Origin of the sequence: Methylosinus sp. Ce-a6 (assembly GCF_009811655.1) — a bacterium.
In the GTDB taxonomy this organism is placed as follows: domain Bacteria; phylum Pseudomonadota; class Alphaproteobacteria; order Rhizobiales; family Beijerinckiaceae; genus Methylosinus.
Map to the genome: position 1 here is coordinate 119832 of NZ_BGJX01000006.1, position 24159 is coordinate 143990.

At 65.2% G+C, this 24159-nt stretch carries 20 protein-coding genes; 19 read left to right on the forward strand and 1 reads right to left on the reverse strand.

Going from position 1 to position 24159, the window contains the following annotated elements; translation table 11 throughout:
• Positions 1-79: 79 nt before the first annotated feature.
• Positions 80-2806 (forward strand): aconitate hydratase AcnA, encoded by a 2727-nt coding sequence (gene acnA / locus Mspo_RS06150; RefSeq protein ID WP_159727881.1) that lies wholly within the window; start codon positions 80-82, stop codon positions 2804-2806.
• A gap of 515 nt (positions 2807-3321) precedes the next feature.
• Here the strand turns inward: acnA and Mspo_RS06155 are convergent.
• On the reverse strand, positions 3322-4884 hold the full coding sequence (locus Mspo_RS06155; protein WP_159727883.1) for an NAD(P)/FAD-dependent oxidoreductase: 1563 nt from the start codon (positions 4882-4884) through the stop codon (positions 3322-3324).
• Positions 4885-5101: 217 nt separating this feature from the next.
• Between Mspo_RS06155 and Mspo_RS06160 the strand changes: the two genes are divergently transcribed.
• The 18 genes from Mspo_RS06160 (at position 5102) to Mspo_RS06240 (ending at position 24034) form a co-directional block, all read left to right on the forward strand.
• Positions 5102-6034: a hypothetical protein gene (locus tag Mspo_RS06160; protein ID WP_159727885.1), complete on the forward strand. Its 933-nt coding sequence runs from the start codon at positions 5102-5104 to the stop codon at positions 6032-6034.
• Positions 6035-6181: 147 nt separating this feature from the next.
• The gene (gene msrB / locus Mspo_RS06165) at positions 6182-6598 is read left to right on the forward strand and encodes a peptide-methionine (R)-S-oxide reductase MsrB (protein ID WP_159727887.1); all 417 of its coding nucleotides are present in this window, start codon (positions 6182-6184) and stop codon (positions 6596-6598) included.
• 661 nt (positions 6599-7259) lie between these two features.
• On the forward strand, positions 7260-8984 hold the full coding sequence (locus Mspo_RS06170; RefSeq protein WP_159727889.1) for a formate--tetrahydrofolate ligase: 1725 nt from the start codon (positions 7260-7262) through the stop codon (positions 8982-8984).
• Between the two features lie 189 nt (positions 8985-9173).
• Positions 9174-10367 (forward strand): aminotransferase class V-fold PLP-dependent enzyme, encoded by a 1194-nt coding sequence (locus Mspo_RS06175; RefSeq protein ID WP_159727891.1) that lies wholly within the window; start codon positions 9174-9176, stop codon positions 10365-10367.
• A gap of 119 nt (positions 10368-10486) precedes the next feature.
• Complete coding sequence (locus tag Mspo_RS06180; RefSeq protein ID WP_159727893.1) at positions 10487-11428, forward strand: D-2-hydroxyacid dehydrogenase; 942 nt, start codon at positions 10487-10489, stop codon at positions 11426-11428.
• Positions 11429-11509: 81 nt separating this feature from the next.
• The gene (locus Mspo_RS20075; RefSeq protein ID WP_256366347.1) at positions 11510-11644 is read left to right on the forward strand and encodes a hypothetical protein; all 135 of its coding nucleotides are present in this window, start codon (positions 11510-11512) and stop codon (positions 11642-11644) included.
• The gene (locus Mspo_RS06185) at positions 11641-12501 is read left to right on the forward strand and encodes an NADP-dependent methylenetetrahydromethanopterin/methylenetetrahydrofolate dehydrogenase (protein ID WP_159727895.1); all 861 of its coding nucleotides are present in this window, start codon (positions 11641-11643) and stop codon (positions 12499-12501) included. The genes Mspo_RS20075 and Mspo_RS06185 overlap by 4 nt, the downstream gene beginning before the upstream one ends.
• A 19-nt stretch (positions 12502-12520) precedes the next feature.
• A complete protein-coding gene (gene fchA / locus Mspo_RS06190; protein ID WP_159727897.1) occupies positions 12521-13150 on the forward strand; it encodes a methenyltetrahydrofolate cyclohydrolase in 630 nt (209 codons plus the stop codon).
• A 48-nt stretch (positions 13151-13198) separates the two neighbouring features.
• Positions 13199-14368: a malate--CoA ligase subunit beta gene (locus Mspo_RS06195; protein ID WP_159727899.1), complete on the forward strand. Its 1170-nt coding sequence runs from the start codon at positions 13199-13201 to the stop codon at positions 14366-14368.
• A 22-nt stretch (positions 14369-14390) separates the two neighbouring features.
• Positions 14391-15278: a succinate--CoA ligase subunit alpha gene (gene sucD / locus Mspo_RS06200; protein WP_159727901.1), complete on the forward strand. Its 888-nt coding sequence runs from the start codon at positions 14391-14393 to the stop codon at positions 15276-15278.
• An 88-nt stretch (positions 15279-15366) separates the two neighbouring features.
• Positions 15367-18117, forward strand: a complete 2751-nt coding sequence (locus tag Mspo_RS06205) for a phosphoenolpyruvate carboxylase (RefSeq protein WP_159727903.1) — start codon at positions 15367-15369, stop codon at positions 18115-18117.
• Between the two features lie 27 nt (positions 18118-18144).
• Positions 18145-19119 (forward strand): CoA ester lyase, encoded by a 975-nt coding sequence (locus Mspo_RS06210; RefSeq protein WP_159727905.1) that lies wholly within the window; start codon positions 18145-18147, stop codon positions 19117-19119.
• Between the two features lie 189 nt (positions 19120-19308).
• Complete coding sequence (locus tag Mspo_RS06215; RefSeq protein WP_159727907.1) at positions 19309-19752, forward strand: endonuclease domain-containing protein; 444 nt, start codon at positions 19309-19311, stop codon at positions 19750-19752.
• A 235-nt stretch (positions 19753-19987) separates the two neighbouring features.
• Positions 19988-21265: a glycerate kinase gene (locus Mspo_RS06220; RefSeq protein WP_159727909.1), complete on the forward strand. Its 1278-nt coding sequence runs from the start codon at positions 19988-19990 to the stop codon at positions 21263-21265.
• A gap of 49 nt (positions 21266-21314) precedes the next feature.
• Positions 21315-21488: a hypothetical protein gene (locus Mspo_RS06225; protein ID WP_159727911.1), complete on the forward strand. Its 174-nt coding sequence runs from the start codon at positions 21315-21317 to the stop codon at positions 21486-21488.
• 10 nt (positions 21489-21498) lie between these two features.
• Entirely contained in the window at positions 21499-22257 is a 759-nt protein-coding gene (locus Mspo_RS06230) for a metal ABC transporter ATP-binding protein (RefSeq protein WP_159727913.1), read from the forward strand.
• Positions 22247-23116 carry a metal ABC transporter permease gene (locus Mspo_RS06235; RefSeq protein WP_159727915.1) on the forward strand — a complete coding sequence of 290 codons (870 nt, stop codon included), beginning with the start codon at positions 22247-22249 and terminating at the stop codon, positions 23114-23116. The genes Mspo_RS06230 and Mspo_RS06235 overlap by 11 nt, the downstream gene beginning before the upstream one ends.
• Positions 23117-23119: 3 nt before the next feature.
• On the forward strand, positions 23120-24034 hold the full coding sequence (locus tag Mspo_RS06240) for a metal ABC transporter substrate-binding protein (protein WP_159727917.1): 915 nt from the start codon (positions 23120-23122) through the stop codon (positions 24032-24034).
• The last annotated feature ends 125 nt before the right edge of the window (positions 24035-24159 follow it).

A 24159-nucleotide genomic window follows, 5' to 3' on the forward strand; every position in this document is an offset into this window, starting at 1 on the left:
ACGGCTCTGGATTGCTTCGCTTCGCTCGCAATGACGCCTCCTCTCGTCCCCGCCCGTCCCCAAGCGAAGGAAGCGCGAAATGCCGTCACTCGACAGTTTCAAAGCCCTCGAGACGCTGAAGGTCGGAGACGATACTTATCGTTATTTCTCGCTGAAGGCGGCCGAGGCCAATGGGCTCGAGGGCGTCTCGCGCCTGCCCTATTCGCTGCGCGTGCTGCTCGAAAATCTCCTGCGCAACGAGGACGGCCGCTCCGTCACGAAGGACCATATCGCGGGCTTCTCGAAATGGCTGACCGAGAAGGGCAAGGCCGAGCGTGAGATCGCCTTCCGCCCGGCGCGCGTCTTGATGCAGGATTTCACCGGCGTGCCGGCCGTCGTCGATCTCGCAGCCATGCGCGACGCCATGGTCGCATTGGGCGGCGATCCGCAGAAGATCAATCCGCTCGTGCCCGTCGATCTCGTCATCGACCATTCGGTCATCGTCGACGAATTCGGCACGAAGAAAGCGCTCGAGGCCAATGTCGAGCTCGAATATGAGCGCAATGGCGAGCGCTATCGCTTTTTGAAATGGGGCCAGTCCTCCTTCGACAATTTCCGCGTCGTGCCGCCGGGGACCGGCATCTGCCATCAGGTCAATCTCGAATATCTCGCCCAGACCGTCTGGACGAAGAAGGAGAAGACCAAGGCCAATGGCAAGAAGGAGACGATCGAATACGCTTATCCCGACACGCTCGTCGGCACCGATTCGCACACCACGATGGTGAACGGCCTCGCCGTGCTCGGCTGGGGCGTCGGCGGCATAGAAGCGGAAGCCGCCATGCTCGGCCAGCCGCTCTCCATGCTCATTCCCGAGGTCATCGGCTTCGAGCTGACGGCCGAGCCGAAACAGGGCGTCACCGCCACCGATATCGTGCTCACCGTCACGCAAATGCTGCGCAAAAAGGGCGTCGTCGGCAAATTCGTGGAGTTCTTCGGCAAGGGGCTCGAGCACTTGTCGCTCGCCGATCGCGCCACAATCGCCAATATGGCGCCCGAATATGGCGCGACCTGCGGCTTCTTCCCCGTCGACGCCGAGACGCTGGACTATTTGAAAATGTCCGGCCGCTCCAATTCGCGCATCGATCTCGTCGAGGCCTACGCCAAGGCGCAAGGCATTTTCCGCACGGCGGATGCGCCCGATCCGGAATTCACAGACACCATCTCGCTCGATCTTTCGACCGTCGTCCCCTCGCTCGCCGGGCCGAAGCGCCCCGAGGGCCGCGTCGCGCTCGAGGATGTGGGAACCGCTTTCGCGGGCGCGCTCGCGACCGAATATAAGAAGCCGGGCGATGTGACGCAGCGCTTCTCGGTCGAGGGCGCGAATTACGATCTCGGCCATGGCGACGTCGTCATCGCGGCGATCACCTCCTGCACCAACACCTCCAATCCGAGCGTGCTGATCGGGGCCGGCCTGCTCGCCGCCAACGCTTATGAGCGCGGCCTCAAGACCAAGCCCTGGGTGAAGACCTCGCTCGCGCCGGGAAGCCGCGTCGTCGCCGAATATCTCGACAAGGCCGGCCTGCAGAAGGATCTCGACAAGCTCGGCTTCAATCTGGTCGGCTTCGGCTGCACGACCTGCATCGGCAATTCCGGCCCGCTGCCGGCGCCCGTCTCCAAGACGATCAACGACAATGACATTGTCGCGGCGGCGGTGCTCTCGGGCAATCGCAATTTCGAGGGCCGCGTCAATCCGGATGTGCAGGCCAATTATCTCGCTTCGCCGCCGCTCGTCGTCGCATTCGCGCTGGCCGGCTCGGTGGCCAAGGATTTGACCACGGAGCCGCTCGGGACCGACAAGCAGGGCGAGCCGGTGTTCCTGCGCGACATCTGGCCGAGCAACGCCGATATCCAGAAATATATCCGCAAGAATGTCACGCGCTCGCTGTTCCGCGACACCTATGCGGATGTCTTCGAGGGCGACAAGCATTGGCGCAAGGTCGACGCCCCCTCGGGCGAGACCTATAAATGGACGGGCGGCTCCACCTATGTGCGCAATCCGCCCTATTTCGAGGGGCTGACGAAGGAGCCGAAGCCCGTCGCCGATATAATCGACGCGCGTATTCTCGCGCTCTTCGGCGACAAGATCACCACCGATCACATCTCGCCGGCGGGCTCGATCAAGGCGGCCTCCCCCGCCGGGCGCTGGCTGATGGAGCGCCAGGTGGCGCCCGCCGACTTCAACCAATATGGCACCCGGCGCGGCAATCACGAGGTGATGATGCGCGGGACTTTCGCCAATATCCGCATCAAGAACCACATATTGCGCGACGAGGCCGGCAATGCGCCGGAGGGCGGCAATACCAGGCATTTTCCCGACGGCGAGACGCTCTCCATCTTCGACGCCGCGGTGAAATATGCCGAGGAGGGCGCGCCGCTGGTCGTCCTCGCCGGGGCCGAATATGGCAATGGCTCCTCGCGCGACTGGGCGGCGAAGGGGACCATGCTGCTCGGCGTGCGCGCCGTCATCGCGCAGAGCTTCGAGCGCATCCATCGCTCCAATCTCGTCGGCATGGGGATTTTGCCGCTCACCTTCGAGGCGGGGACGAGCTGGGCTTCGCTCGGCCTCACCGGCGCGGAGACGGTGACGATCCGCGGCCTCGCCGGCGACACGCTGACGCCGCGCCAGACGCTTCACGCCGAGATCGCCTATCCGGACGGCAGGCTCGTGAGCGTCCCGCTGCTCGCGCGCATCGATACGCTCGACGAGCTCGAATATTTCAAGAACGGCGGCATTCTGCCTTACGTGCTGCGCCAGCTCGCCGACTGACGCGCTTTGTCCTAATGCGCTAGACCACTCTCCGACCCTTTTGGATCGGAGAGCCGTCTGATACGATTTCCGGCTGATTACGTCATAAACACGGGCGTCATCGCGAGCCGAAGGCGAAGTGATCCAGCGCCGTGGGGCGGCTCCTGGATCGCTTCGTCGCTGCGCTCCTCGCGATTGACGCGCGAACAGATCGACCGGAAATCGTATGATTTTCCTTTTGGAGCGAATTCTGCTCGCTCGAACGATTCCCGTTCGAGCGAGAAGCGCTCTAGAGCGTTTCCAGCCGAAGTGGACGCCGGTTCGGCGTCGGAAACGCGTGAAAACAAAAGCCTAGAGTCTTTCCGTGTTTCAATGAAACACGGAAAGACTCTAGTGGCCTGCGTCAATGAAAGTGAAGACGCTCGAGCCCCCTCCCCAACCCTCCCCCGCTGCGCGGGAGAGGGAGCAGATTCGGCGCTTCATCAAAGGTTTGCGAGACGTTTCCGCCCCATCTCCCGCGCAGCGAGGGAGGGGGCCTATTTCGCTCCCGCGAGATCGAGGGCCGCGAGCTTCGCCGCCTCGGCGCCCGAGAGCATGGCGCCGTTGAAGCCGTGCTCGCCGCCGAAAGCGGAGGAGAGATAGAGGCCGGGCAGCGGCGTTTTCGGCGTGCGCGGAAAACCCGCCTCTATGGGCGTCGTAGGCGGCGTGGCGGCGAAACCATAGACGGCGCCGGCCGGCGTGTTCAGATAGCCGCGCATGGAATTGGCGGTGAGCAGCGTGCGCTCCTGCACCAAAGCGGAGACGCCCGGATAATCGCGCTCGAGCCGCGCCAGCAGCGCATCGAGCCAGAGCTCGCGGCGCGCGCGCGCGGCGTCGCGCTCGACGCCCTCCCAATTGCCGACGCGGTCGAGGCCGAGCACGCTGAGCAGCACCGGCGGCGTCTCCCATAGCCCTGAATCGATCGCGCCGAAATTGGCGACGCCGAGCGGCGGCAGATCGCCCTCGGGGGCGCGGCCGAGCAGGCCGGCCGCGTCATACTGGTCGAAGCTCGTCATCCCGTCCGGCAGCAGAATGGACGAATAATCTTCGAAGCCGACCGCGGTCGGCGGCGCGCTCAATCCGTAGTGCGCGCAGAAGAGGGAGGTGGAGAGCGCGCGCGCGGCGAACGCCGCCTCGAAGGCCGAGCGCGCCGGGGCGGGCAGAAGATCGGCGACGACATCGGGACCGCAGCCGGCGAGAATGATTCGCGTCGCGACGCGCTCCTCGTCCTCCCCGCTCTTGCGGTTGACATGGCGCAGGGCGGTCGGGCGGCCATCGGCGTCGGTCTCGATCGCGCTCGCCGCGCGGCCGAGCCGCACCGAGCCGCCGGCCTTGGTGATCGCCTTGGCGAGCTTGAGGCTCAACTGCCGCGAGCCGCCTTTGATATAGGCGCCGCCGCAGCCGATGTTCGAGCCCTGGGCGAGCGCGTAATAGACGAACCACATGCGGCGCGGATCGTCGCCGTAATAGAAGAGATTGGCGCCGAGCGCGCATTTGATCGCCTCATCGTCGCGAAATTCGCGCGCGAGGACATCGGCGAGGGAGGAGGTCCAATCGGCCGCCGCCGGCGCGCAGGAGGCGAGCCGCTCCGCCGATTTGCCGATCGGGGCGCTTTCGCCGGAGAGGTTCCACAGCGCGTCCTGGATCGCGTCGAGCGATCCGAGAAAGCGCTCGATGGTTTTTCCATGGGCGGGGAAGCGCTCGGCGAGCGCGCTCGCGGCGGCGTCGAAACCCGCGGGCAGCGTGAAAGGCTCGCCGAGCGGGCCGCCGCGCGCCGTGTAGAGCGGGCCGGTCGAAATCCATTCGATTTCGTCCAGAATGCCGAGCTCGTCGAGAATACGGCGCTTCGGGTCGCGCGGATTGCGCGGGTCGGACGTCTGGTGGAGCGAGGCTTCGACGGTCAGTCCGCCGACCTTATAGACGGAGGCCGCCCCGCCGAGGCTGAAATTGCGCTCGAGCAGCAGCACGCCATAGCCTTGTTTCGCCAGCAAGGCGCCGGCGGTGAGGCCGCCGAGGCCGGAGCCGATCACCACTGCGTCGAACCGCTTTGCGTCGGACATGCGACGGTCCTTGGTAAGGTGGATCACGCTCTAATCAGGCAAAAAGCCGAATCTCAAGGCTTCTGCTCGCCTTCCGGGGTAGCCAGGAAGAAGCGGTCTAACGACGTGCTCCTAAACCAATCTCGGTGTTCGGCCATCTGCTTGACAAGCCTGTAAACCGTCCCCCATAAGCGACATTAGCTTCAAATAAGAAGGCAGCAATACGTCAAGGTGCAATATGGTCAAAATAATAGACTGTGCCATCGCCTTCAACGAGACCGACTTGTTCGAAATTAGGATTGAAGAACTACACGAAGTCGTCGACGCGTTTGTGGTAGTGGAAACAAATAAAACTCACCGTGGCGCTCAAAAACCGCTACTATTTAACGGCATTACGGATATGTTCCCGGCGCTGAGTGGTCGGGTACACAGCTATGCTGTAGATGATTTTCCGAACGTTTTTGGACAGCGCGGCGAGCTGTACTCGATACTCGAACACTTTCAACGCAACTGCATCATGCGTCCGTTATCGACGATGGACCTCGATCCAAATGACATAATTCTGATTTCAGATATCGACGAAATTCCAAGTGCGAGCGCAGTAACGAAACTTCGAAGTCTAATGCCGAGCAAGCGTGTTGTAATTTTCGAGCAGATCATGAAGAAGTTTTTCTTAAATAACGCGTCTCAGCGCCACGCCAACAATGTTCTTTGGCGGGGAACTGTAGCCTGCTTGTACGGCGATTTGAAAGCGGTGACTCCGCAGGCTGTCCGGCTTGGAGATCCCTATTGGGCGCGCTCCGCGTGCGTTTCGAATGAAAACTGTCCCGAACTCCGCCCATATGAGACGCTAATTCGCGAGGCCGGCTGGCATTTCTCCAGCACCGGCGGCCAGACAGCCCTAGACATCAAGCACGCCACTGTTGCCGAGGGAAGCGGCTCATCACGCTCTGGAGACTTTCACGATAGGTTTGGTCGCCACAATCACAAGCTCGAAAGAGAGCAGCGCTCTGAGCAATATCATGCGTTTTTGGCTGAGTATGCACCTGAGCTGATCGACATTGATTTCAGTGACCGGCGAGCTATTCAGAACCTTGACATCCCTAACTGTATCAAGACCGCTCCAGAAAAATATGAGCACCTCTTTTATGCGAAGCATCCTTGCTTCTGATCGGTGATCCGCTTGAGATAAGTCGATTTCCCCGTATGAAAACCTATCGCGGAGCTGTCGCTTGCGTCGGCTCCAGTGAGCCTCCCGCTGCGTTGGCTTCATGTTACATTGTGATTCCCACGACGCCAGTCGCCGAGGAGAACAACCATGGCCGACCCCCGTCCGAATTTCGATCAATTCCCCGTCACCCGCACCGAAGAAGAATGGCGCGCGCGCCTCACTCCGGAGCAATACGCCGTCATGCGCGAGCATGGCACCGAGCCGCCGGGCAGCTGCGCGCTCGAAAATGAGAAGCGTCCGGGCGTCTTCGCCTGCGCGGGATGCGATCAGCCGCTCTTCGCGACGCGCCAGAAATTCTCGAGCGGCACCGGCTGGCCCAGCTTCTTCGATCCCCTCGACGGCGCCATCGCCACTTCCGTCGACCACTCCTACGGCATGATCCGCACCGAGGTGCATTGCAGCCGCTGCGGCTCCCATCTCGGCCATGTGTTTCCCGACGGCCCGCCGCCGACCGGCCTTCGCTATTGCATCAATGGCGTGGCGCTGACTTTTTTTCCGAAGTGACGAGCGGGCGGGCGGCGTCCCATTCCTCGAGCGACCCGCCCCTCCCCCGCTCGAAGGGGTACGGGTGGGCGATTTCCGCGTCGCCCTGCTGTCACGGCCACGACTTTCGGGTCGTCGGCAATGGGACGCGCGAATGCGACATGCGCTCAGACAGATGATTTATATTTGGAAATAGGAGGAATTCGCTCGCCCCCCCGATATCTCGCCAGCGACATGGCGCTATCGTAACGGATAGGCCGAGGGTGGGATGAAGCCCCCGGCTGTTCGAATATGCGGATGCGAGACGAGACGTCTCCAAACGAAGAGGAGAGCGTCACATTGCCCTGATTTCCGCGGAAACTGCGGGCGATTGCGGTCGATAATTTCGCTTGACGAGGAAATTCGATCTCTCCATAGCCACGGGGCTGCGGATTTCAGATCGGCGTTTTGCGGGCGTGGAGACGACGTCGCGCGGGACCGGAGTCCGCCAGCCGTGGTTCTTGCTGAAACGATCGGAAGGTTCTAGTTTCGCGAGACAATGACGGCGAAGACCGTTCCGCGGTCTTGGCCCGACGGCCATTGGCTGCGCGCGCGGGATTTCGCCTGCGTGGAGCGACGCCATTCGGCCCGGATAAATCTTCGAGGGCGGGCGAAACGCTTTCTGCGAGGGAGAGAAATTGTAATGTCCGATACGTCCATCCCGGCCAGCGGGAAAGGCAACCAGCATCTTTCTCCCAAATCCGATATCGAGATCTCCCAAGCGGCGTCCATGCGTCCGATCGTCGACGTCGCCCGCGAGAAGCTCGGCATCCCCGCCGAACATGTGTTGCCTTACGGACATTACAAGGCGAAAATCTCCCTCGACTATCTCTCCTCGCTGAAGGACCGGCCCGACGGCAAGCTCGTCCTCGTCACCGCCATCACGCCGACGCCCGCCGGCGAAGGCAAGACGACGACGACGGTCGGCCTCGGCGACGCGCTCAACCACATCGGCAAGAAGGCCATCATGTGCCTTCGCGAGCCGAGCCTCGGCCCCTGCTTCGGCGTGAAGGGCGGCGCCGCCGGCGGCGGCTATGCACAAGTCGTGCCGATGGAGGACATCAACCTCCATTTCACCGGCGACTTCCACGCCATCGGCGCGGCCAATAATCTGCTCGCCGCGCTGATCGACAATCACGTCTATTGGGGCAATTCGCTCGGCGTCGATCCGCGCCGCATCTCCTGGCGCCGCGCGGTGGATATGAACGATCGCGCGCTGCGCTCGATCGTCTCCTCGCTCGGCGGCGTCGCCAATGGCTTCCCGCGCGAGGACGGCTTCGACATCACCGTCGCCTCCGAGGTGATGGCGATCTTCTGCCTCGCCACCAGCCTCGACGATCTGCAGCGCCGTCTCGGCGACATCATCGTCGCCCAGACGCGCGACAAGAAGAACATTCGCGCCTCGGAGCTGAAGGCGCAAGGGTCGATGGCCGCGCTGCTGAAGGACGCCATCGCGCCCAATCTCGTGCAGACGCTCGAGAACAACCCGGCCTTCATCCATGGCGGCCCCTTCGCCAATATCGCCCATGGCTGCAATTCGGTCATCGCCACCAAGGCGGCCCTGAAGCTCGCCGATTATGTGGTGACGGAGGCCGGCTTCGGCGCCGATCTCGGCGCGGAGAAATTCTTCGACATCAAATGCCGCAAGGCCGGCCTGAAACCCGATGTGACGGTGATCGTCGCGACCATTCGCGCGCTGAAGATGCATGGCGGCGTCGCCAAGGACGATCTCAAGGTCGAGAATGTCGCGGCGCTGGAAAAAGGCTTCGCCAATTTGAAGCGCCACATCGCCAATGTGCAGAAGTTCGGCGTGCCGGTGATCGTCTCGGTCAATCGCTTCAGCACCGATACGGCGGCGGAGATGGAGCTGCTGCAGAAGCTCACAGAGGCCGAGGGCGTCGATTGCGTGCTCGCCGATCATTGGGGCTCGGGCGGTCCGGGCGCGGCGGAGCTCGCCCATAAGGTCGTCTCGACCATCGAGGCCAAGCCCTCGCAGTTCAAGCCGCTCTACGCCGATGATCTGCCGCTCGTCGAAAAGGTGCGGACCATTGCGCGCGAGCTCTACGGCGCCGCCGACATCGCGCTCGATCCGTCGGTGAAGACGCGTTTCGCCGAGCTCGAGAAGGAAGGCTTCGGCCATCTGCCGGTGTGCATCGCCAAGACGCAATACAGCTTCTCGACCGACGCCAACGCCAAGGGGGCGCCCTCTGGTCATGTGATCCCGGTGCGCGAGCTCAGGCTTTCGGCGGGCGCCGAATTCGTCGTCGTCATCTGCGGCGACATCATGACCATGCCGGGCCTGCCGAAGGTTCCCGCCGCCAACAGCATCGAGGTCGGCGCGGATGGGCGGATCGCCGGCCTGTTCTAGAGCGCTTTCCGCTCGAACGGGTTTCGTTCGGGCGATCGGAATGCGCTCCAAGCGAAAAGCGAGAGTGGATTGCGATCCGATCGGATTGCAAACCGCTCGAGCCGCGGCCGCCGCGGGAAGAAGCAACGGGCGCGCGACGCCGCGTCCGGCCGACAACTCGAACCAATGAGCTCGAAGGGAGCCCAAGACATGTCGAATTCCAGAATTCCGGGCCGCAATTTTCTGTTCGTTCCGGGCCCGACCAATATTCCGGACCGTATTCTGCGCGCGATGCACGTCGTGTCGGAGGACCATCGCTCGCCGAAGTTCCCGGAGCTGACGCTGCCGCTGTTCACCCAGCTCAAGAAGGTGTTCAAGACCGAGACCGGCCAGACCTTCATCTTCCCGGCGTCCGGCACCGGGGGCTGGGAAGCGGCGATCACCAACACGCTGTCGCCCGGCGACAAGGTCATCGCCCAGCGCTTCGGCCAGTTCACGCATCTTTGGATCGACCTCGCCAAGCGCATCGGCCTCGATGTGATCGAGCAGGACGAGGAGTGGGGCGCGGGCAATAATCCGGACCGCATCGAAGAGACGCTGAAGGCCGACAAGAATCACGAGATCAAGGCCGTTTTCGCCACGCATAACGAGACGGCGACGGGCGTGACCTCCGACATCGGCGCGGTGCGCAAGGCGATCGACAACGCCAAGCATCCGGCGCTGCTGTTCGTCGACGGCGTGAGCTCGGTCGGCTCGCTGGACTTCAAGCAGGACGAGTGGGGCGTCGACGTCGCGGTCTCCGGCTCGCAGAAGGGCTTCATGCTGCCGGCCGGCCTCGCCATCATGAGCGTCAGCCAGAAGGCGCTGAAGGCCGGCGAGACGGCCAAGCTCCATCGCGCCTATTTCGACTTCCAGGATCATGTGAAGGCGAACGCCACCGGCTATTTCCCCTACACGCCGGCGCTGCCGCTGCTCTACGGCCTGCGCGAGTCGCTGAACGTGCTGTTCGAGGAAGGCCTCGACCAGGTCTATGCGCGCCATCATCATCTCGCCGAGGGCGTGCGCGCCGCGGTCGCGGCCTGGGGCCTGAAGCCCTGCGCCAAGGAGGCGAAGTGGAACTCCGACACGGTGACGGCGATCGTGGTGCCGGAAGGCTTCGACGCCGCCAAGGTGATCGACATCGCCTATCGCCGCTATAATCTCGCGCTCGGCGCCGGCCTCAACAAGGTCGCCGGCAAGGTGTTCCGCATCGGCCATCTCGGCGACCTCAACGAGCTGATGCTGCTCGGCGCCATCGCCGGCGCGGAAATGGCCATGCTCGACGTCGGCATTCCGGTCACGGCGGGCAGCGGCGTCGCGGCGGCGCAGGCCGTCTATCGCGCCAATCCGCTGCTGCAGGTCTGATGCTTCGCGGCCTCGCCCTCGAGGAGGGCGAGGCCGTTCCGACAGAATGATCCGCGACGGTTTGCCGTCGCCAAATATCGAGCCGAATCGGCCGAGCGACTTCGGGGGAAGAAGCAAACATGTCGCACAAAATCGTCTTTCTCGATCGCGAGACGCTCGACGCCAATCTCCGCAAGCCGAATTTTCCGCACGACTATACCGAATACGCCCAGAGCTCCCCGGCCGATGTGGTCGAACGTCTGAAGGGCGCGACCATCGCCATCACCAACAAAGTGCCGCTGCGCGAGGACACGCTGAAGCAGCTTCCCGATCTGAAGCTGATCGCTGTGGCCGCCACCGGCACGGATGTGATCGACAAGGCCTATACGACGGCCAAGGGAATCACCGTCTCCAACATCCGCAATTACGCCTTCAACACGCTGCCCGAGCATGTGATCGCGCTCATCTTCGCGCTGCGCCGCAATCTCGTGAATTACGTCGATTCCGTGCGCCGCGGCCGTTGGCAGGAGGCGAACCAGTTCTGCTATTTCGACTATCCGATCTACGACATCGCCGGCTCGACGCTCGGCATCATCGGCTATGGCGCGCTCGGCAAGTCGATCGCGACGCGCGCCGAGGCGCTGGGCATGAAGATACTCATCAATGATGTCGTTCCGGGGCCGAACATCGTCGATATTCCGACGATCCTGCGCGAGGCGGATGTCGTCACGCTCAATCTGCCGCTGACGCCGCAGACGAAGAATCTCATCGGCGCCAAAGAGCTCGCCTCGATGAAGAAGACGGCGATCCTCGTCAACACCGCGCGCGGCGGCATCGTCGACGAGCAGGCGCTCGCCGATGCGCTGCGCAATGGCGTCATCGCCGGCGCCGGCTTCGACGTGCTGACGGTCGAACCACCCAAGCAGGGCAATATTCTGCTCGACCCGACGATTCCCAATCTCATCGTCACGCCGCATGTCGCCTGGGCCTCGAAAGAGGCGATGCAGGTGCTCGCCGACCAGCTCATCGACAATATCGACGCTTTCGTCGCCGGCGCGCCGCGCAATCTCGTGACGGCGTAAACGCAGTTGCGGAACGTCTCGCGCCCGACCCGCGCGTCATGGCCGGGCTCGTCCCGGCCATCCACGCCGAGAGGCGCCGGAGTGAACGAGATGAAAGTTGAAACGCATCAGAACGCCTCGGGCGCCGCGCGCGATCTCGTGGCGTGGATGGCCGGGACGAACCCGGCCATGACGAGCCCGGCAATGACGGCCAGCCTTTCGCAGGACCTGCTATGACTCAAAAGCTGCTCTTCCTTCTCGACACCGATCCGGTCCCGAGCGTGTTCGACACGGTCGTCGCCTATGACGGCGGCGCGGATCACGTCATCGGCTACGCCAATGTGACGCCGGAGACTGTCGGCGCGCTCGTCGACGGCGCGATCTATACGCGCGGGCCGAAGGAGAAGCAGTTCACCGCGCTCTTCGTCGGCGGCGGCGATATGGTCGCGGGCGAGACGCTGTTCAAAGCGGTGCGCAAGCGCTTCTTCGCCAATTTCCGCGTCTCGGTGATGCTCGATTCCAACGGCTCCAACACGACGGCGGCCGCCGGCGTCGCTCTGCTCGCCAAGGCCAGGCCGCTCGCCGGCAAAAAGGCCGTCGTGCTCGCCGGCACCGGGCCGGTGGGCCTGCGCGCCGCCGCCTTCCTGCATTCGGAGGGCGCCGAAGTCGCTATCACCTCGCGCGTCAAGGCGCGCGCCGACGCCGCGGCCAAGGCGCTGCAGGATCGTTTCGGCTTCACGCCCACGGCGATCGAGGCGCCCGACAACGCCGCTCGCGCCGCGGCGGTCAAGGGAACGCACATCGTCTTTGCGGCCGGCGCGATCGGCGTGCAGCTGCTCGAGGAGAAGGATTGGCAGAACGATCCGACGATCGAGCTCATCGCCGATGTGAACGCGCAGCCGCCGCTCGGCGTCGGCGGCGTCGAGGCGACCGACAAGGCCAAGGAGCGCCACGGCAAGATCGTCATCGGCGCGCTCGGCGTCGGCGGGCTGAAGTTGAAGCTGCATCGCGCCTGCATCGGCCAGCTGTTCGAGGCCTCCGACAAGGTGTTCGACGCCGAGGAAATCTACGCCCAGGCCAAGGCGAACGCCTGATTTGTAAGGATCGACGAGAATGACCAAGGACGAAACGATCGGCAAATTTCTCGACGATCTCGCGAGCGAGCGCCCGACGCCCGGCGGCGGCGGCGCGGCGGCGGTGATGGGCGCGATCGGCGCGGCGCTGGTGTCGATGGTCGCCAATCTGACCATCGGCAAGAAGAATTACGAAGCCGTCGAGGAAGATCTGAAAGCCGCGCGCGCCGAGGCGGAGCGCGTCCGCGCCGAGCTCACCGCGGCGATCGAGGAAGATGTCGTCGCTTTCAATTCGGTGATGGGCGCTTACGGCCTGCCGCGCGCCACGGACGAAGAGAAGGCCGCGCGCACGGCGGCCATTCAGGCCGCGCTCAAGGACGCAACGCTCGCGCCGCTTCGCGCGGTGAATGCCTGCTTCGAGGTGATCCGCCTCTCGCAGGCCGCGGCCGACAAGGGCAATCTCAACGTCATCAGCGACGCGGGCGTCGCCGTTCTCGCGGCCAATGCCGGATTGCGGAGCGCCGCGCTCAACGTCTACATCAATGCAAAGGCGATCAAGGATCGCGAATTCGCCGAGTCGAGAATCGCCGAAGTCGAGTCTCTGCTGGCCGCGGCGGCCGAGAAGACGGAGGCCGTCTACAAGGTCGTGAGAGACAAGATCGGCTCGTGAGATTTCGCCGCGCAAAACGGCGACAAAAACTGCAAGGGGAGAGGGAACATGGACGTCCATGAGTATCAAGCCAAGGAATTATTGGCGAGCTGCGGCGTCGCCGTGCCCCCCGGCACCGTCGCTTTCAGCCCCGATCAGGCCGTTTACGCCGCCACCGAGCTCGGCGGCTCCCATTGGGTGGTGAAGGCGCAGATCCACGCCGGCGCGCGCGGCAAGGCAGGCGGCATCAAGCTGTGCCGCACCTATCACGAGGTTCAGCAGGCCGCGCGCGAATTGCTCGGCAAGCGTCTCGTCACCAAGCAGACCGGGCCGGAAGGCAAGCCCGTGCAGCGCGTCTATGTCGAGCTCGCCGATCCTTACGAGCGCGAGCTCTATCTCGGCTTCGTGCTCGATCGTAAGCTCGAGCGCGTGCGCGTCATCGCCTCGAAACATGGCGGAATGGAGATCGAGGAGATCGCCAAGACCGATCCGGACGCCATTCTCCAGGTCATCGTCGAGCCCGCCGTCGGCCTGCTGCCCTTCCAGGCGCGCGAGCTCGCCTTTCAGCTGGGCTTGAACCTGAAGCAGGTGTCGCGCGCGGTGCAGTCGATCCTCGGCGCCTATCGCGCTTTCCGCGACAATGACGCGACCATGCTGGAGATCAATCCGCTCGTCGTCACCAAGGACGACAAGGTGCTCGCGCTCGACGCCAAGATGTCCTTCGACGACAATGCGCTGTTCCGTCGCCGCAATATCGTCGACATGAACGATCCCTCGCAGTCCGACCCGCGCGAGGCGCAGGCGGCCGAGCATTCGCTGAATTACATCGGCCTCGACGGCGAGATCGGCTGCATCGTCAATGGCGCCGGCCTCGCCATGGCGACGATGGACATGATCAAGCACGCCGGAGGCAATCCCGCGAACTTCCTCGACGTCGGCGGCGGCGCTTCCGCCGAGCGTGTCGCGACGGCTTTCCGTCTCGTGCTCTCCGACAGCAATGTGAAAGTGGTGCTGGTCAATATCTTCGCCGGCATCAATCGCTGCGACTGGGTGGCGCAGGGCGTCATCGACGCGGTGAAGGCGACCAACATCACCGCGCCGCTCGTCGTGCGTCTCGCCGGCACCAATGTCGAGGCCGGCCGCAAGCTGCTCGACGAGAGCGGCATCAATGTCATCACCGCCGATTCGCTGGCCGACGCCGCCCAGAAGGCCGTCGCCGCTTGGCGCTCCGTGAAGTGAGCGGCGAGGCCGGGAGGAAACAATGAGCATTCTGATCGACGAAAAAACGCCCATCCTCGTCCAGGGCATCACCGGCGACAAGGGCAGCTTTCACGCCAAGGAGATGATCGACTACGGCAGCAATGTCGTCGCCGGCGTCACTCCGGGCAAGGGCGGCAAGACCATCCATGGCGTGCCGATCTTCGATACGGTGCGCGAGGCGGTGAAGCAGACCGGCGCGACGACGAGCATCACTTTCGTCGCTCCGCCCTTCGCGGCCGACGCCATCATGGAGGCGGCAGACGCCGGCATTCACCTCATCTGCTCCATCACCGACGGCATTCCGGCGCAGGACATGATGCGCGTGAAGCGCTATTTCCTGCGCTACCCGCGCGAGCGCCGGCCGATGATGGTCGGGCCGAACTGCGCCGGCATCATCAGCCCCGGCAAGGCCATGCTCGGCATCATGCCCGGCCACATCTACAAGCAGGGCAATGTCGGCCTCATCTCGCGCTCGGGCACGCTCGGCTATGAGGCGGCCTCGCAGCTGAAGGAGCTCGGGCTCGGCATCTCGACCTCGGTCGGCATAGGCGGGGATCCGATCAACGGCTCGTCCTTCCTCGATCATCTCGTGCTGTTCGATCAGGACCCCGAGACGGAAGCGGTGCTTATCATCGGCGAGATCGGCGGTCCGCAGGAGGCCGAGGCCGCGGCCTGGATCAAGGAGAATTTCTCCAAGCCCGTGGTCGGCTTCGTCGCCGGCCTCACCGCGCCCAAGGGCCGCCGCATGGGCCATGCCGGCGCGATCATCTCGGCGACCGGCGACAGCGCCGCGGAGAAGACCGAGATCATGAAGTCCTACGGCCTCACCGTCGCGCCGAGCCCAGCGGAGTTCGGCGCCGCCGTCGCCTCCGTGCTGAAGCGCGCGTGACAAGACGGCAGTCGGCAAATAGGCAGTCGGCAGTCGATTTGCCGACAGCCCGACGCCGACTGCCCTTCCCGTAGAGTCAGGAGCCCGCATGACCGCCGAACCAAAGGCCGCATTGCCCGAATCGCCCTCGTCCGCCGCTCCTTCGGCGTTGGCGACGCGATCGGTCAAGGAGGCGGCGGCCTTTCTGTTCGACCAGCTCGTCGGCGTGGTGAAGCGTCACCAGCCAGAGATCGCGCCGGTGCTGCGCGGCTTCGGCTCCTCCGCCGGCCTGCCGCCGGCGTCGATGGCGCGGGCGCTGCAGGCGCAGGGCATATGGTTCCAGCTTCTGTCGATCGCCGAGCAGGCCTCGGCCATGCGCCGGCGCCGCACGATCGAGCGCGCCAAGGGCCGCGACGAATTGCTCGGCTCCTTCGCCCATGTGCTCGCCGACGCCGCCAAGACCGGCGTCACCGCCGATGAGATTCGCGCGCAGCTCAAATCGCTGCGCATACGTCCCGTCATCACCGCCCATCCGACCGAGGCCAAGCGCGTCACCGTCCTCGAGAAGAACCGCAGGATCTATCTGCTGCTCAAGGACCTCGAATCCTCGCGCTGGACCGATCGCGAGCGCGCCGCCCGCATCGGCGCCGTCGGCGACCAGATCGAGCTCCTGTGGCTCACCGGCGAATTGCATCTCGAGAAGCCGACCGTCGAGCACGAGGTCGCCTGGGGCCTGCATTTCTTCGCCGAGAATCTCTTCGATCTCGCGCCGGAGATGCTCGCCGCCTTCGAGAGCGCGCTCGCCGCTCACTATCCCAATGAGCGCTTCGACGTGACGCCCTTCTTCCAATTCGGCTCCTGGATCGGCGGCGACCGCGACGGCAATCCTTTCGTCACCAATGCGGTGACGCGCGAGACGATGATCGTCAACGCGCTCGCGAGCCTCGACTATTATCGCCAGCGCGTGCTCGACCTCGCCCGCGTGCTGTCGATCAGCGAGAGTTCGGTGACGATTCCGGCCGAGTTCCGCGCCGCGCTGGAGGCGCAGCTCGCCGCGGTCGCGGACGCCGACAGGATCAGGACGCGCAATCAGGGCGAGGCCTTCCGTCAATATCTCTCCTGCGTGCTGCGCAAGCTCGACGAGACGATTCTCGCGACCAAGGGCGAGCCGAAAGGCCGGCCGCGCTACGCCAACGCCGACGAGCTCATTCACGATCTGCGCATTCTCGAGCAGGGTCTCACCGAGAGCCGCAGCGCCTCGCTCGCCGCCGATCTGGTGCGGCCGGCGCGCCGCGCCGTCGAGATTTTCCGCTTCAGCACCGTGCGTCTCGATCTGCGCGAGAATACGACGCGCACCAATAACGCCCTGCGCGACATTCATCGCGTCAAGACCGGCAAGGACGCGCCCGACGTCGATTCGCCCGAGTGGCGGGCCTGGCTCATCGCCGAGCTGGCGCAGCCGCGCAGCGGCGTTCCGCTCGCCGGCCTCTCGCCCGAGTCGCAGGACACGCTCGACATGTTCGCGCTCGTCGCGGATATGCGCTCGCGGCTCGATCGCGAGGCTTTCGGCAGCTTCATCCTCTCCATGACCCATTCGGTCGCCGATGTTCTCGGCGCCTATGTGCTGGCGAAGGAGGGCGGCCTCTATCTCGACGAAGCCGGCCTCGAGCTCTGCACCCTGCCCATCGTGCCGCTGTTCGAGACGATCCCCGATCTGCGCGCCGCGCCCGTCATCATGCGCGAGCTATTGCGCGTGCCCGTCGTGCGCCGCAGCACACGCTGGCAGGGCAATGTGCAAGAGGTGATGATCGGCTATTCCGACTCCAACAAGGACGGCGGTTTTCTCTCGTCGAACTGGGAGCTCGCGAAAGCGCAATCGAAGCTCACGCGCCTCGGCGAGGAACTCGGCGTCGCCATCGCCTTCTTCCACGGCCGCGGCGGCTCGGTCAGCCGCGGCGGCGCGCCGACCGGCCACGCCATCGCCGCGCAGCCGGCGGGCTCGATTCGCGGCCGCTTCCGCGTCACCGAGCAGGGCGAGGTCGTCTCCTTCAAATACGCCAATCGCGGCACGGCGGCCTATCAGCTGGAGCTGCTGGCGAGCAGCGTCTTCGCCCATGCGTTGAAATCCGAGCGCGAGGACGCGCTGGTGCCGCGCGCGGAATTCGACGACGCGCTCGAGGCTTTGTCCGGCGCGTCGCTCGCGGCTTACGGCAAATTCATCGCCGATCCCGATCTCGTCGCCTATTTCCAGGCGGCGAGCCCGCTCGAGGAAATCTCGCTGCTCAATATCGGCTCGCGGCCGGCGCGGCGTTTCGGCGCGCGCAGCCTCGCCGATCTGCGCGCCATCCCCTGGGTCTTCGCCTGGGCGCAGAATCGCCATGCGATCACCGGCTGGTACGGCGTCGGCTCCGGCCTTTCGAGCTTCATCGAGGTGCGCGGGGAGCGCGGGCTGCAGCTCCTGCATCGCATGTTCGAGGATTCGCGGCTCTTCCGCCTCATCCTCGACGAGGTGGAGAAGACGCTCGCGCTCGTCGATCTCGGCATTGCGCGGCAATACGCTTCGCTCGTCGCCGACGAGGCCGTGCGCAAGAAGATCTTCTCGGCGATCGAGGCCGAATATCACCTCACCTGCGAGAGCGTGCTGCGCATCACCGGCTCCGGCGAGATCGGCGCGCGCTTCACCGATTATCAGGCGCGGCTCGCGCATCGCCTCGCCACGATCAACGAAGTCAACCGCGAGCAGGTGGAATTGCTGCGCCAGTTCCGCACCACGGAAGAAGAGGCGCTGAAGGAGGAATACAAGTCGGCTCTGCTGCTGTCGATCAGCTGCATCGCCGCCGGCCTCGGCGCCACCGGATAAACTCTTACAGAGGGAAAGGAAGTAGTCATGAGCTTCACTTTGATCGAGCAGGCGACGCCGCGTCTCCATCGCTCCGAGCTCGCCGTTCCGGGCTCCGCCCCCGGCATGTTCGAGAAGGCCGCGGCCTCCAAGTCCGACCAGGTCTTCCTCGACCTCGAGGACGCCGTCGCTCCGGACGACAAGGAGCAGGCGCGCAAGAACATCATCCAGGGCCTCAACGACATCGATTGGGGCAATAAGACGATGACGCTGCGCATCAACGGCCTCGATACGCATTACGCCTATCGGGACGTCGTCGATGTCGTCGAGAACTGCCCGCGTCTCGACGTGATCCTCATTCCGAAGGTCGGCGTTCCGCAGGACGTCTACGCCATCGACATGCTGGTCACGCAGATCGAGCAATATAAAAAGCGCACCAAGCGCATCGGCTTCGAGCTTCTGATCGAGACCGCGCTCGGCATGGCCAATGTCGAGGCGATCGCTCAGGCGTCGAAGCGCAATGAGGCGCTCTCCTTCGGCGTCGCCGATTACGCCGCTTCGACCCGCGCCCGCACCACCGTCATCGGCGGCGTGAACCCGGATTACGGCGTTCTCTCGGACAAGGACGCCGAGGGCAATCGCCAATATTTCTGGGCCGATCAGTGGCATGCGGCGCAGACGCGCTTCCTCGTCGCCGCGCGCGCCTATGGCCTGCGTCCCATCGACGGTCCCTTCGGCGACTTCGGCGATCCGGACGGCTATATCGCCGCCGCCAAGCGCGCGGCTGTGCTGGGCTTCGAGGGCAAATGGGCGATCCATCCCTCGCAGATCGATCTCGCGAACCAGGTCTTCACGCCTTCCGAGGCGGAAGTGAAGAAGGCCCGCCGCATTCTCGAGGCGATGGAGCAGGCGGCCAAGGAAGGCCGCGGCGCCGTGTCGCTCGACGGCCGCCTGATCGACATCGCCAGCATCCGCATGGCGCAGGCGCTGATCGACAAGGCGAACCAGATCGGCGCCGCGTAAAGGCGGGGCAATCGGCCCGACCCTCATCCGACCCCCATTTCACGGGGCCACCTCCTCCCGCTCTGCGGGAGGAGGGAGAACCGCGAGGGCGAGCGAGTGCTGCGATCGTTAGAAGCATCGCCGGGTTGGCATTTTTCTCCCACTCGTGGGAGAAGGTGGCCCGGCGAAGCCGGGTCGGATGAGGGTCGCATGCCGACGCGAGTCTCGAAGTCGAAGACTGCTTTCGCGAGAAGGCTTCGACGTGAGATGACGAATGCCGAGGAAATCCTCTGGCGTTCGCTCCGCGGCTCGGCGCTCGATGGATTGAAATTCCGGCGGCAGGTCCCGATCGGGAATTATGTCGCGGACTTTCTCTGTGTCGAGCAGAGGCTGATCGTCGAGCTCGACGGCCGGCCGCATGAAGATGAAGCCCGACGCCGTCATGACGCGATCCGCGATCGCTGGCTGCGAGATCGCGGCTATTTCGTGCTCCGCCTCGACAACGACCTCGTGATCGGCGGCGGAAACATTCCGTTGGAGCGCATCCGCGAAGCCGTCAAAGCGATCTCGGAGCGGCGCGAGCCCTCATCCGACCCCGCTTCGCGGGGCCACCTTCTCCCGCAAGCGGGAGAAGGGAGAACGTCGAGATCGTAGATTTTTCGCGGGATGTTCGACGCGCCCCTTCCTTCTCCCGCAGGGAGAAGGTGGCCCTCGCGTCAGCGAGGTCGGATGAGGGTCGGCGAAGCGATCCGGATTCCGTTGGAAACTCTTCGCAACGCGGCTAGAACGATTCGCGGATCGGCGCGAGCCCTCATCCGACCCCGCTTCGCGGGGCCACCTTCTCCCACTCGTGGGAGAAGGGAGAACGGCGAGATTCAGGGATTAGTCAATGTCCGAAGACCACCGCACGCTTCTCCGCGCCATGTTCGACGCCGCCGTCGGCGCGGCGCATCCTTCCGTCTGCCTGCCGCCCTTCCTCGAGAAGATCGCGCCGCCCAAAGGCCGGACCATCGTCGTCGGCGCGGGCAAGGCGGCGGCCGCCATGGCCGCGGCGGTGGAAAAGCATTGGCCGCATCCGCTCGAGGGTCTCGTCGTCACCCGCTATGAGCATGGCGCCCCCACCTCGAAGATCGAGGTGATCGAGGCCTCCCATCCGGTGCCGGACGCCGCCGGCCGCGCCGCCGCGGGCCGCATCCTGCAGAAGGTCCAGGGCCTCACCGAGGACGATCTCGTGCTCGCGCTCATTTCCGGCGGCGGCTCGGCGCTGATGGCGCTGCCGGCCGAGGGCGTCACGCTCGAAGAAAAGCAGGCCGTCAACAAGGCGCTGCTCAAGTGCGGCGCGAACATTTCCGAGATGAATTGCGTGCGCAAGCACCTCTCCGCCATCAAGGGCGGCCGCCTCGCCCGCGCCGCGGCGCCGGCCAAGGTCGTCGCGCTCATGATCTCCGACGTGCCGAACGATGATCTCTCGGTCATCGCCTCCGGCCCCACCGTGCCGGACCGGACGACGCGCGAGGACGCGCTCGCCGTCATCGCCAAATATAAGATCGACGCGCCGGCCGCCGTGCTCGCGCATCTGGCGAAACCCGATTGCGAGACGCCCAAGCCCGGCGACGAGATTTTCGATCGCGTCGAAAATATTCTCATCGCGACGCCCCAGGTTTCGCTGGACGCCGCCGCCGAGGTCGCCCGCAAGGCCGGATTCGCGCCCTTGATCCTCGGCGATCTCGAGGGCGAGTCGCGCGACGTTGCGCTGGTCCACGCCGGCATAGCGCGGCAGATCGCCCGCCATGCGCAGCCGATCGCCCCGCCCGTCGCCATCATCTCCGGCGGCGAGACCACCGTCACCGTGCGCGGCAACGGCAAGGGCGGCCGCGACGCCGAATTCCTGCTGGCGCTGACGCTGGCGCTCGAGGGCTTCGGCGGCGTCTCGGCGATCGCCTGCGACACCGACGGCATAGACGGCAGCGAGGACAACGCCGGCGCCATTATGACGGCGGATTCGTTCGAGCGCGCCGCAAAGCTCGGCGTCGACCTCAAGGCGCTCTTCGCCAATAACGACGCCTATACCGCCTTCGAGAAGCTCGGCGATCTCCTCGTCACCGGAGCGACACGCACCAATGTGAACGACTTTCGCGTCATCCTCGTGCCCGGCCGGGCGGGCTGAGGGGTTTGCGAGCTTGCCCGCGGCGGCCGTTATAATATAACATTCGGAAATGAACCGACCGCAATCGGCGACTTTCCACAAGCCCGTGACCGCCGCGCCTTCTCGTCGGAAGGCGTTCGACGACCGCCTCTCGCTGCTGCGACTGTCGGCGGTCGAACGGCTTTTCGGCGCGGCGGGCGTGATGGCGCTGCTCTGGGCCGCCGTCTATTGGGCGCTGAACTGAGGCGCGACGCATGGGCTCGGCTTCGATCCGCCTCGAGAATGTGACGCTCGGCTATGAGCGCCGGCCCGCGGTGCATCATCTTTCCGGCGTCGTCGAGCCCGGCGCGGCGCTCGCCGTCTGCGGGCCCAATGGCGCCGGCAAATCCACTTTGCTGAAAGGCCTCGCCGGCCTGCTCGCGCCGATCGGCGGCCGCATCTGCTGGAACGCGCTCTCGCCGCGCGATATCGCCTATCTGCCGCAATCGGCCGAGATCGATCACGCCTTTCCGATCGATGTGCTGGATTTCGTCGCCATGGGCGCGATGCGCCGCATCGGCCTGTTCGGCCGCGTCGGTCGCAACGAGCGGGCGCGCGTCGCCGCGGCCATCGCTTCGGTCGGTCTCGAAGGCTTCGAGACCCGCCAGATCGGCACGCTCTCCGGCGGCCAGATGCAGCGCGCCCTGTTCGCGCGGCTGCTGGTCGAGGATTGCCCGGTCATTCTGCTCGACGAGCCTTTCGGCGCGATCGACGCCAGGACGATCGATGATCTCATAAAGATCATCGCCCGCTGGCGCGAGGAGGGCCGCACCGTCGTCGCCGTTCTGCATGAGCTCGATCTCGCCCGCCGCGCCTTTCCGCAGACGCTGCTGCTGGCGCGCGAGCCCATTTTCTGGGGCGCGACGCGCGAGGCCCTGTCTGAGGCGCGCCTCGCCGAGGCGAGCCGCATGGTCGAGGCTTTCGATCGCGACGCGGAGGAGTGCCAGCGCGACGAGGCCCCTCATGCTGCATGAGGTCTTCATCGCGCCCTTTCTCGACTATGAATTCATGCGCCGCGCGCTCGTCGGCGCGCTGGCGCTGGCGATCTCCGGCAGTCCGCTCGGCGTCTTCCTGATCCTGCGGCGCATGTCGCTCGCCGGCGACGCGCTCTCGCACGCCGTCCTGCCGGGCGCGGCGCTCGGCTATCTCGCCTGCGGCCTCTCGCTGCCGGCCATGACCTTCGGCGGGCTCGCCGCGGGCCTCGCCGTCGCCGTCGCCTCGAGCGCGGCGGCGCGCTGGACGGCGCTGCGCGAGGACGCCTCGCTCGCCGCCTTCTATCTCGTCTCGCTCGCGCTCGGCGTCGCCCTCGTCTCCCTCAAGGGCTCCAATGTCGATCTGCTGCATGTGCTCTTCGGCTCCGTGCTCGCGCTCGACGACGCCACGCTGATCTTCCTCGCGGCGATCGCCAGCTTCACGCTGGCGGCGCTCGCTCTCGCCTATCGGGCGCTGGCGCTGGACACGCTCGATCCTCTCTTCGCGCGGCGCGCGAGCCGGCTCGGCGAGTGGATCCCTTTCGCCTTTCTGGCGCTCGTGGTGCTCAATCTGGTCGCCGGCTTCCACGCGCTCGGCACGCTGATGGCGGTCGGAATCATCATGCTGCCGGCGGCCTCGGCGCGGCTGTGGACGCGCGACCTCACCGCCGCGCTGCCGCTCGCCGCGGCCATCGGCGCAGCCTCGTCCTATCTCGGCCTCGTCCTGTCTTTCCGCTTCGGCCTCGCCGCCGGCCCGGTCATCATCCTCGTTGCGGGCGGCGCCTATTTTTTCTCGCTCGTTTTCGGACGGACGGGGGGTATCATTCGGCTGCGCAGGCCGGAACGCCATTTGGAGGGGTGACGCATGGATAGCTCGCCTTCCCGGCCCCGTCCTCTGTCGAGGCGCGGGCTGCTCGTCGCCGCGCTCACGCTCCTCGCCCCGCCGGTCTTCGCGCAGCCCGCGCCGGCGGCGCCGCGGCTCCCCGTCGTCGCGAGCTTCTCCATTCTCGGCGATCTCGTCCGCTCCGTGGGCGGCGACCGCGTCGATGTCGCGACCATCGTCGGAGCGGATGGCGACGCCCATGTCTATCAGCCGACCCCGCAAGACGGGCGCCGTCTCGCCGCGGCGAATATCGTCTTCGTCAACGGTCTCGGTTTCGAAGGCTGGATCGACCGACTCGTCTCCGCCTCCAAGACCAAGGCGCGCATCCTGGTCGCGAGCCGAGCCGTCACGCCCCGCAAGGAGGGCGAGGGGATCGATCCGCACGCCTGGCAGGACGTCGCCAATGTCAAAATCTATATCGCCAACATAAGAGACGCGCTCGTCGAGGCCGATCCGGACGGCGCCGAGCGCTATAAGGCCAACGCCGCGGCTTATCTCCACGCGCTCGGCGCGCTCGACGCCGAGATCGTCGCGGCGATCGGCGCGATTCCGCGCGCGCGTCGCCGCATCGTCTCCACGCATGACGCTTTCGGCTATTTTTCGGCGCGCTATGGCGTCGACTTCATCGCGCCGCAGGGCGTCTCCACCGATGCGGAGGCGAGCGCGCGCGACCTCGCCCGCATCGTCGATGCGGTGAAGTCGCATAAGGTCGCGGCCGTCTTCCTCGAGAATGTCGTCGATCCCCGCCTCGCGCGGCGCATAGCGGCGGAGACGGGGGCGAAGGTCGGCGGCACGCTCTATTCGGACGCGCTCTCCGCGCCGGACGGGCCGGCGTCGACCTATATCCGGCTGATGCGCCACAATGTGACGGAGCTGACGAACGCGCTCGCGCCGTGAGAGGCCCCTCGCCCTTCCGACGGCTTTCCGCCGGATTTTCGGCTATACTGGCCGAAGTCGCGCCGACGACGGCGCGCCGCGGAGCCTTGCCCCATGCGATTTCATGTCTCTATCGGCGCAGCTTT

What these genes read in the sequence shown, in the direction of transcription:
- Mspo_RS06240 (WP_159727917.1), top strand. Translation starts at nt 23,120, where the DNA reads ATGGATAGCTCGCCTTCCCGGCCCCGTCCTCTGTCGAGGCGCGGGCTG.
- Mspo_RS06170 (WP_159727889.1), top strand. Translation starts at nt 7,260, where the DNA reads ATGTCCGATACGTCCATCCCGGCCAGCGGGAAAGGCAACCAGCATCTT.
- msrB (WP_159727887.1), top strand. Translation starts at nt 6,182, where the DNA reads ATGGCCGACCCCCGTCCGAATTTCGATCAATTCCCCGTCACCCGCACC.
- Mspo_RS06160 (WP_159727885.1), top strand. Translation starts at nt 5,102, where the DNA reads ATGGTCAAAATAATAGACTGTGCCATCGCCTTCAACGAGACCGACTTG.
- Mspo_RS06175 (WP_159727891.1), top strand. Translation starts at nt 9,174, where the DNA reads ATGTCGAATTCCAGAATTCCGGGCCGCAATTTTCTGTTCGTTCCGGGC.
- Mspo_RS06230 (WP_159727913.1), top strand. Translation starts at nt 21,499, where the DNA reads ATGGGCTCGGCTTCGATCCGCCTCGAGAATGTGACGCTCGGCTATGAG.
- Mspo_RS06215 (WP_159727907.1), top strand. Translation starts at nt 19,309, where the DNA reads ATGCCGACGCGAGTCTCGAAGTCGAAGACTGCTTTCGCGAGAAGGCTT.
- Mspo_RS06225 (WP_159727911.1), top strand. Translation starts at nt 21,315, where the DNA reads ATGAACCGACCGCAATCGGCGACTTTCCACAAGCCCGTGACCGCCGCG.
- Mspo_RS06195 (WP_159727899.1), top strand. Translation starts at nt 13,199, where the DNA reads ATGGACGTCCATGAGTATCAAGCCAAGGAATTATTGGCGAGCTGCGGC.
- acnA (WP_159727881.1), top strand. Translation starts at nt 80, where the DNA reads ATGCCGTCACTCGACAGTTTCAAAGCCCTCGAGACGCTGAAGGTCGGA.
- Mspo_RS06210 (WP_159727905.1), top strand. Translation starts at nt 18,145, where the DNA reads ATGAGCTTCACTTTGATCGAGCAGGCGACGCCGCGTCTCCATCGCTCC.
- fchA (WP_159727897.1), top strand. Translation starts at nt 12,521, where the DNA reads ATGACCAAGGACGAAACGATCGGCAAATTTCTCGACGATCTCGCGAGC.
- Mspo_RS06205 (WP_159727903.1), top strand. Translation starts at nt 15,367, where the DNA reads ATGACCGCCGAACCAAAGGCCGCATTGCCCGAATCGCCCTCGTCCGCC.
- Mspo_RS06155 (WP_159727883.1), bottom strand. Translation starts at nt 4,884, where the DNA reads ATGTCCGACGCAAAGCGGTTCGACGCAGTGGTGATCGGCTCCGGCCTC.
- Mspo_RS06185 (WP_159727895.1), top strand. Translation starts at nt 11,641, where the DNA reads ATGACTCAAAAGCTGCTCTTCCTTCTCGACACCGATCCGGTCCCGAGC.
- sucD (WP_159727901.1), top strand. Translation starts at nt 14,391, where the DNA reads ATGAGCATTCTGATCGACGAAAAAACGCCCATCCTCGTCCAGGGCATC.
- Mspo_RS06180 (WP_159727893.1), top strand. Translation starts at nt 10,487, where the DNA reads ATGTCGCACAAAATCGTCTTTCTCGATCGCGAGACGCTCGACGCCAAT.
- Mspo_RS06235 (WP_159727915.1), top strand. Translation starts at nt 22,247, where the DNA reads ATGCTGCATGAGGTCTTCATCGCGCCCTTTCTCGACTATGAATTCATG.
- Mspo_RS06220 (WP_159727909.1), top strand. Translation starts at nt 19,988, where the DNA reads ATGTCCGAAGACCACCGCACGCTTCTCCGCGCCATGTTCGACGCCGCC.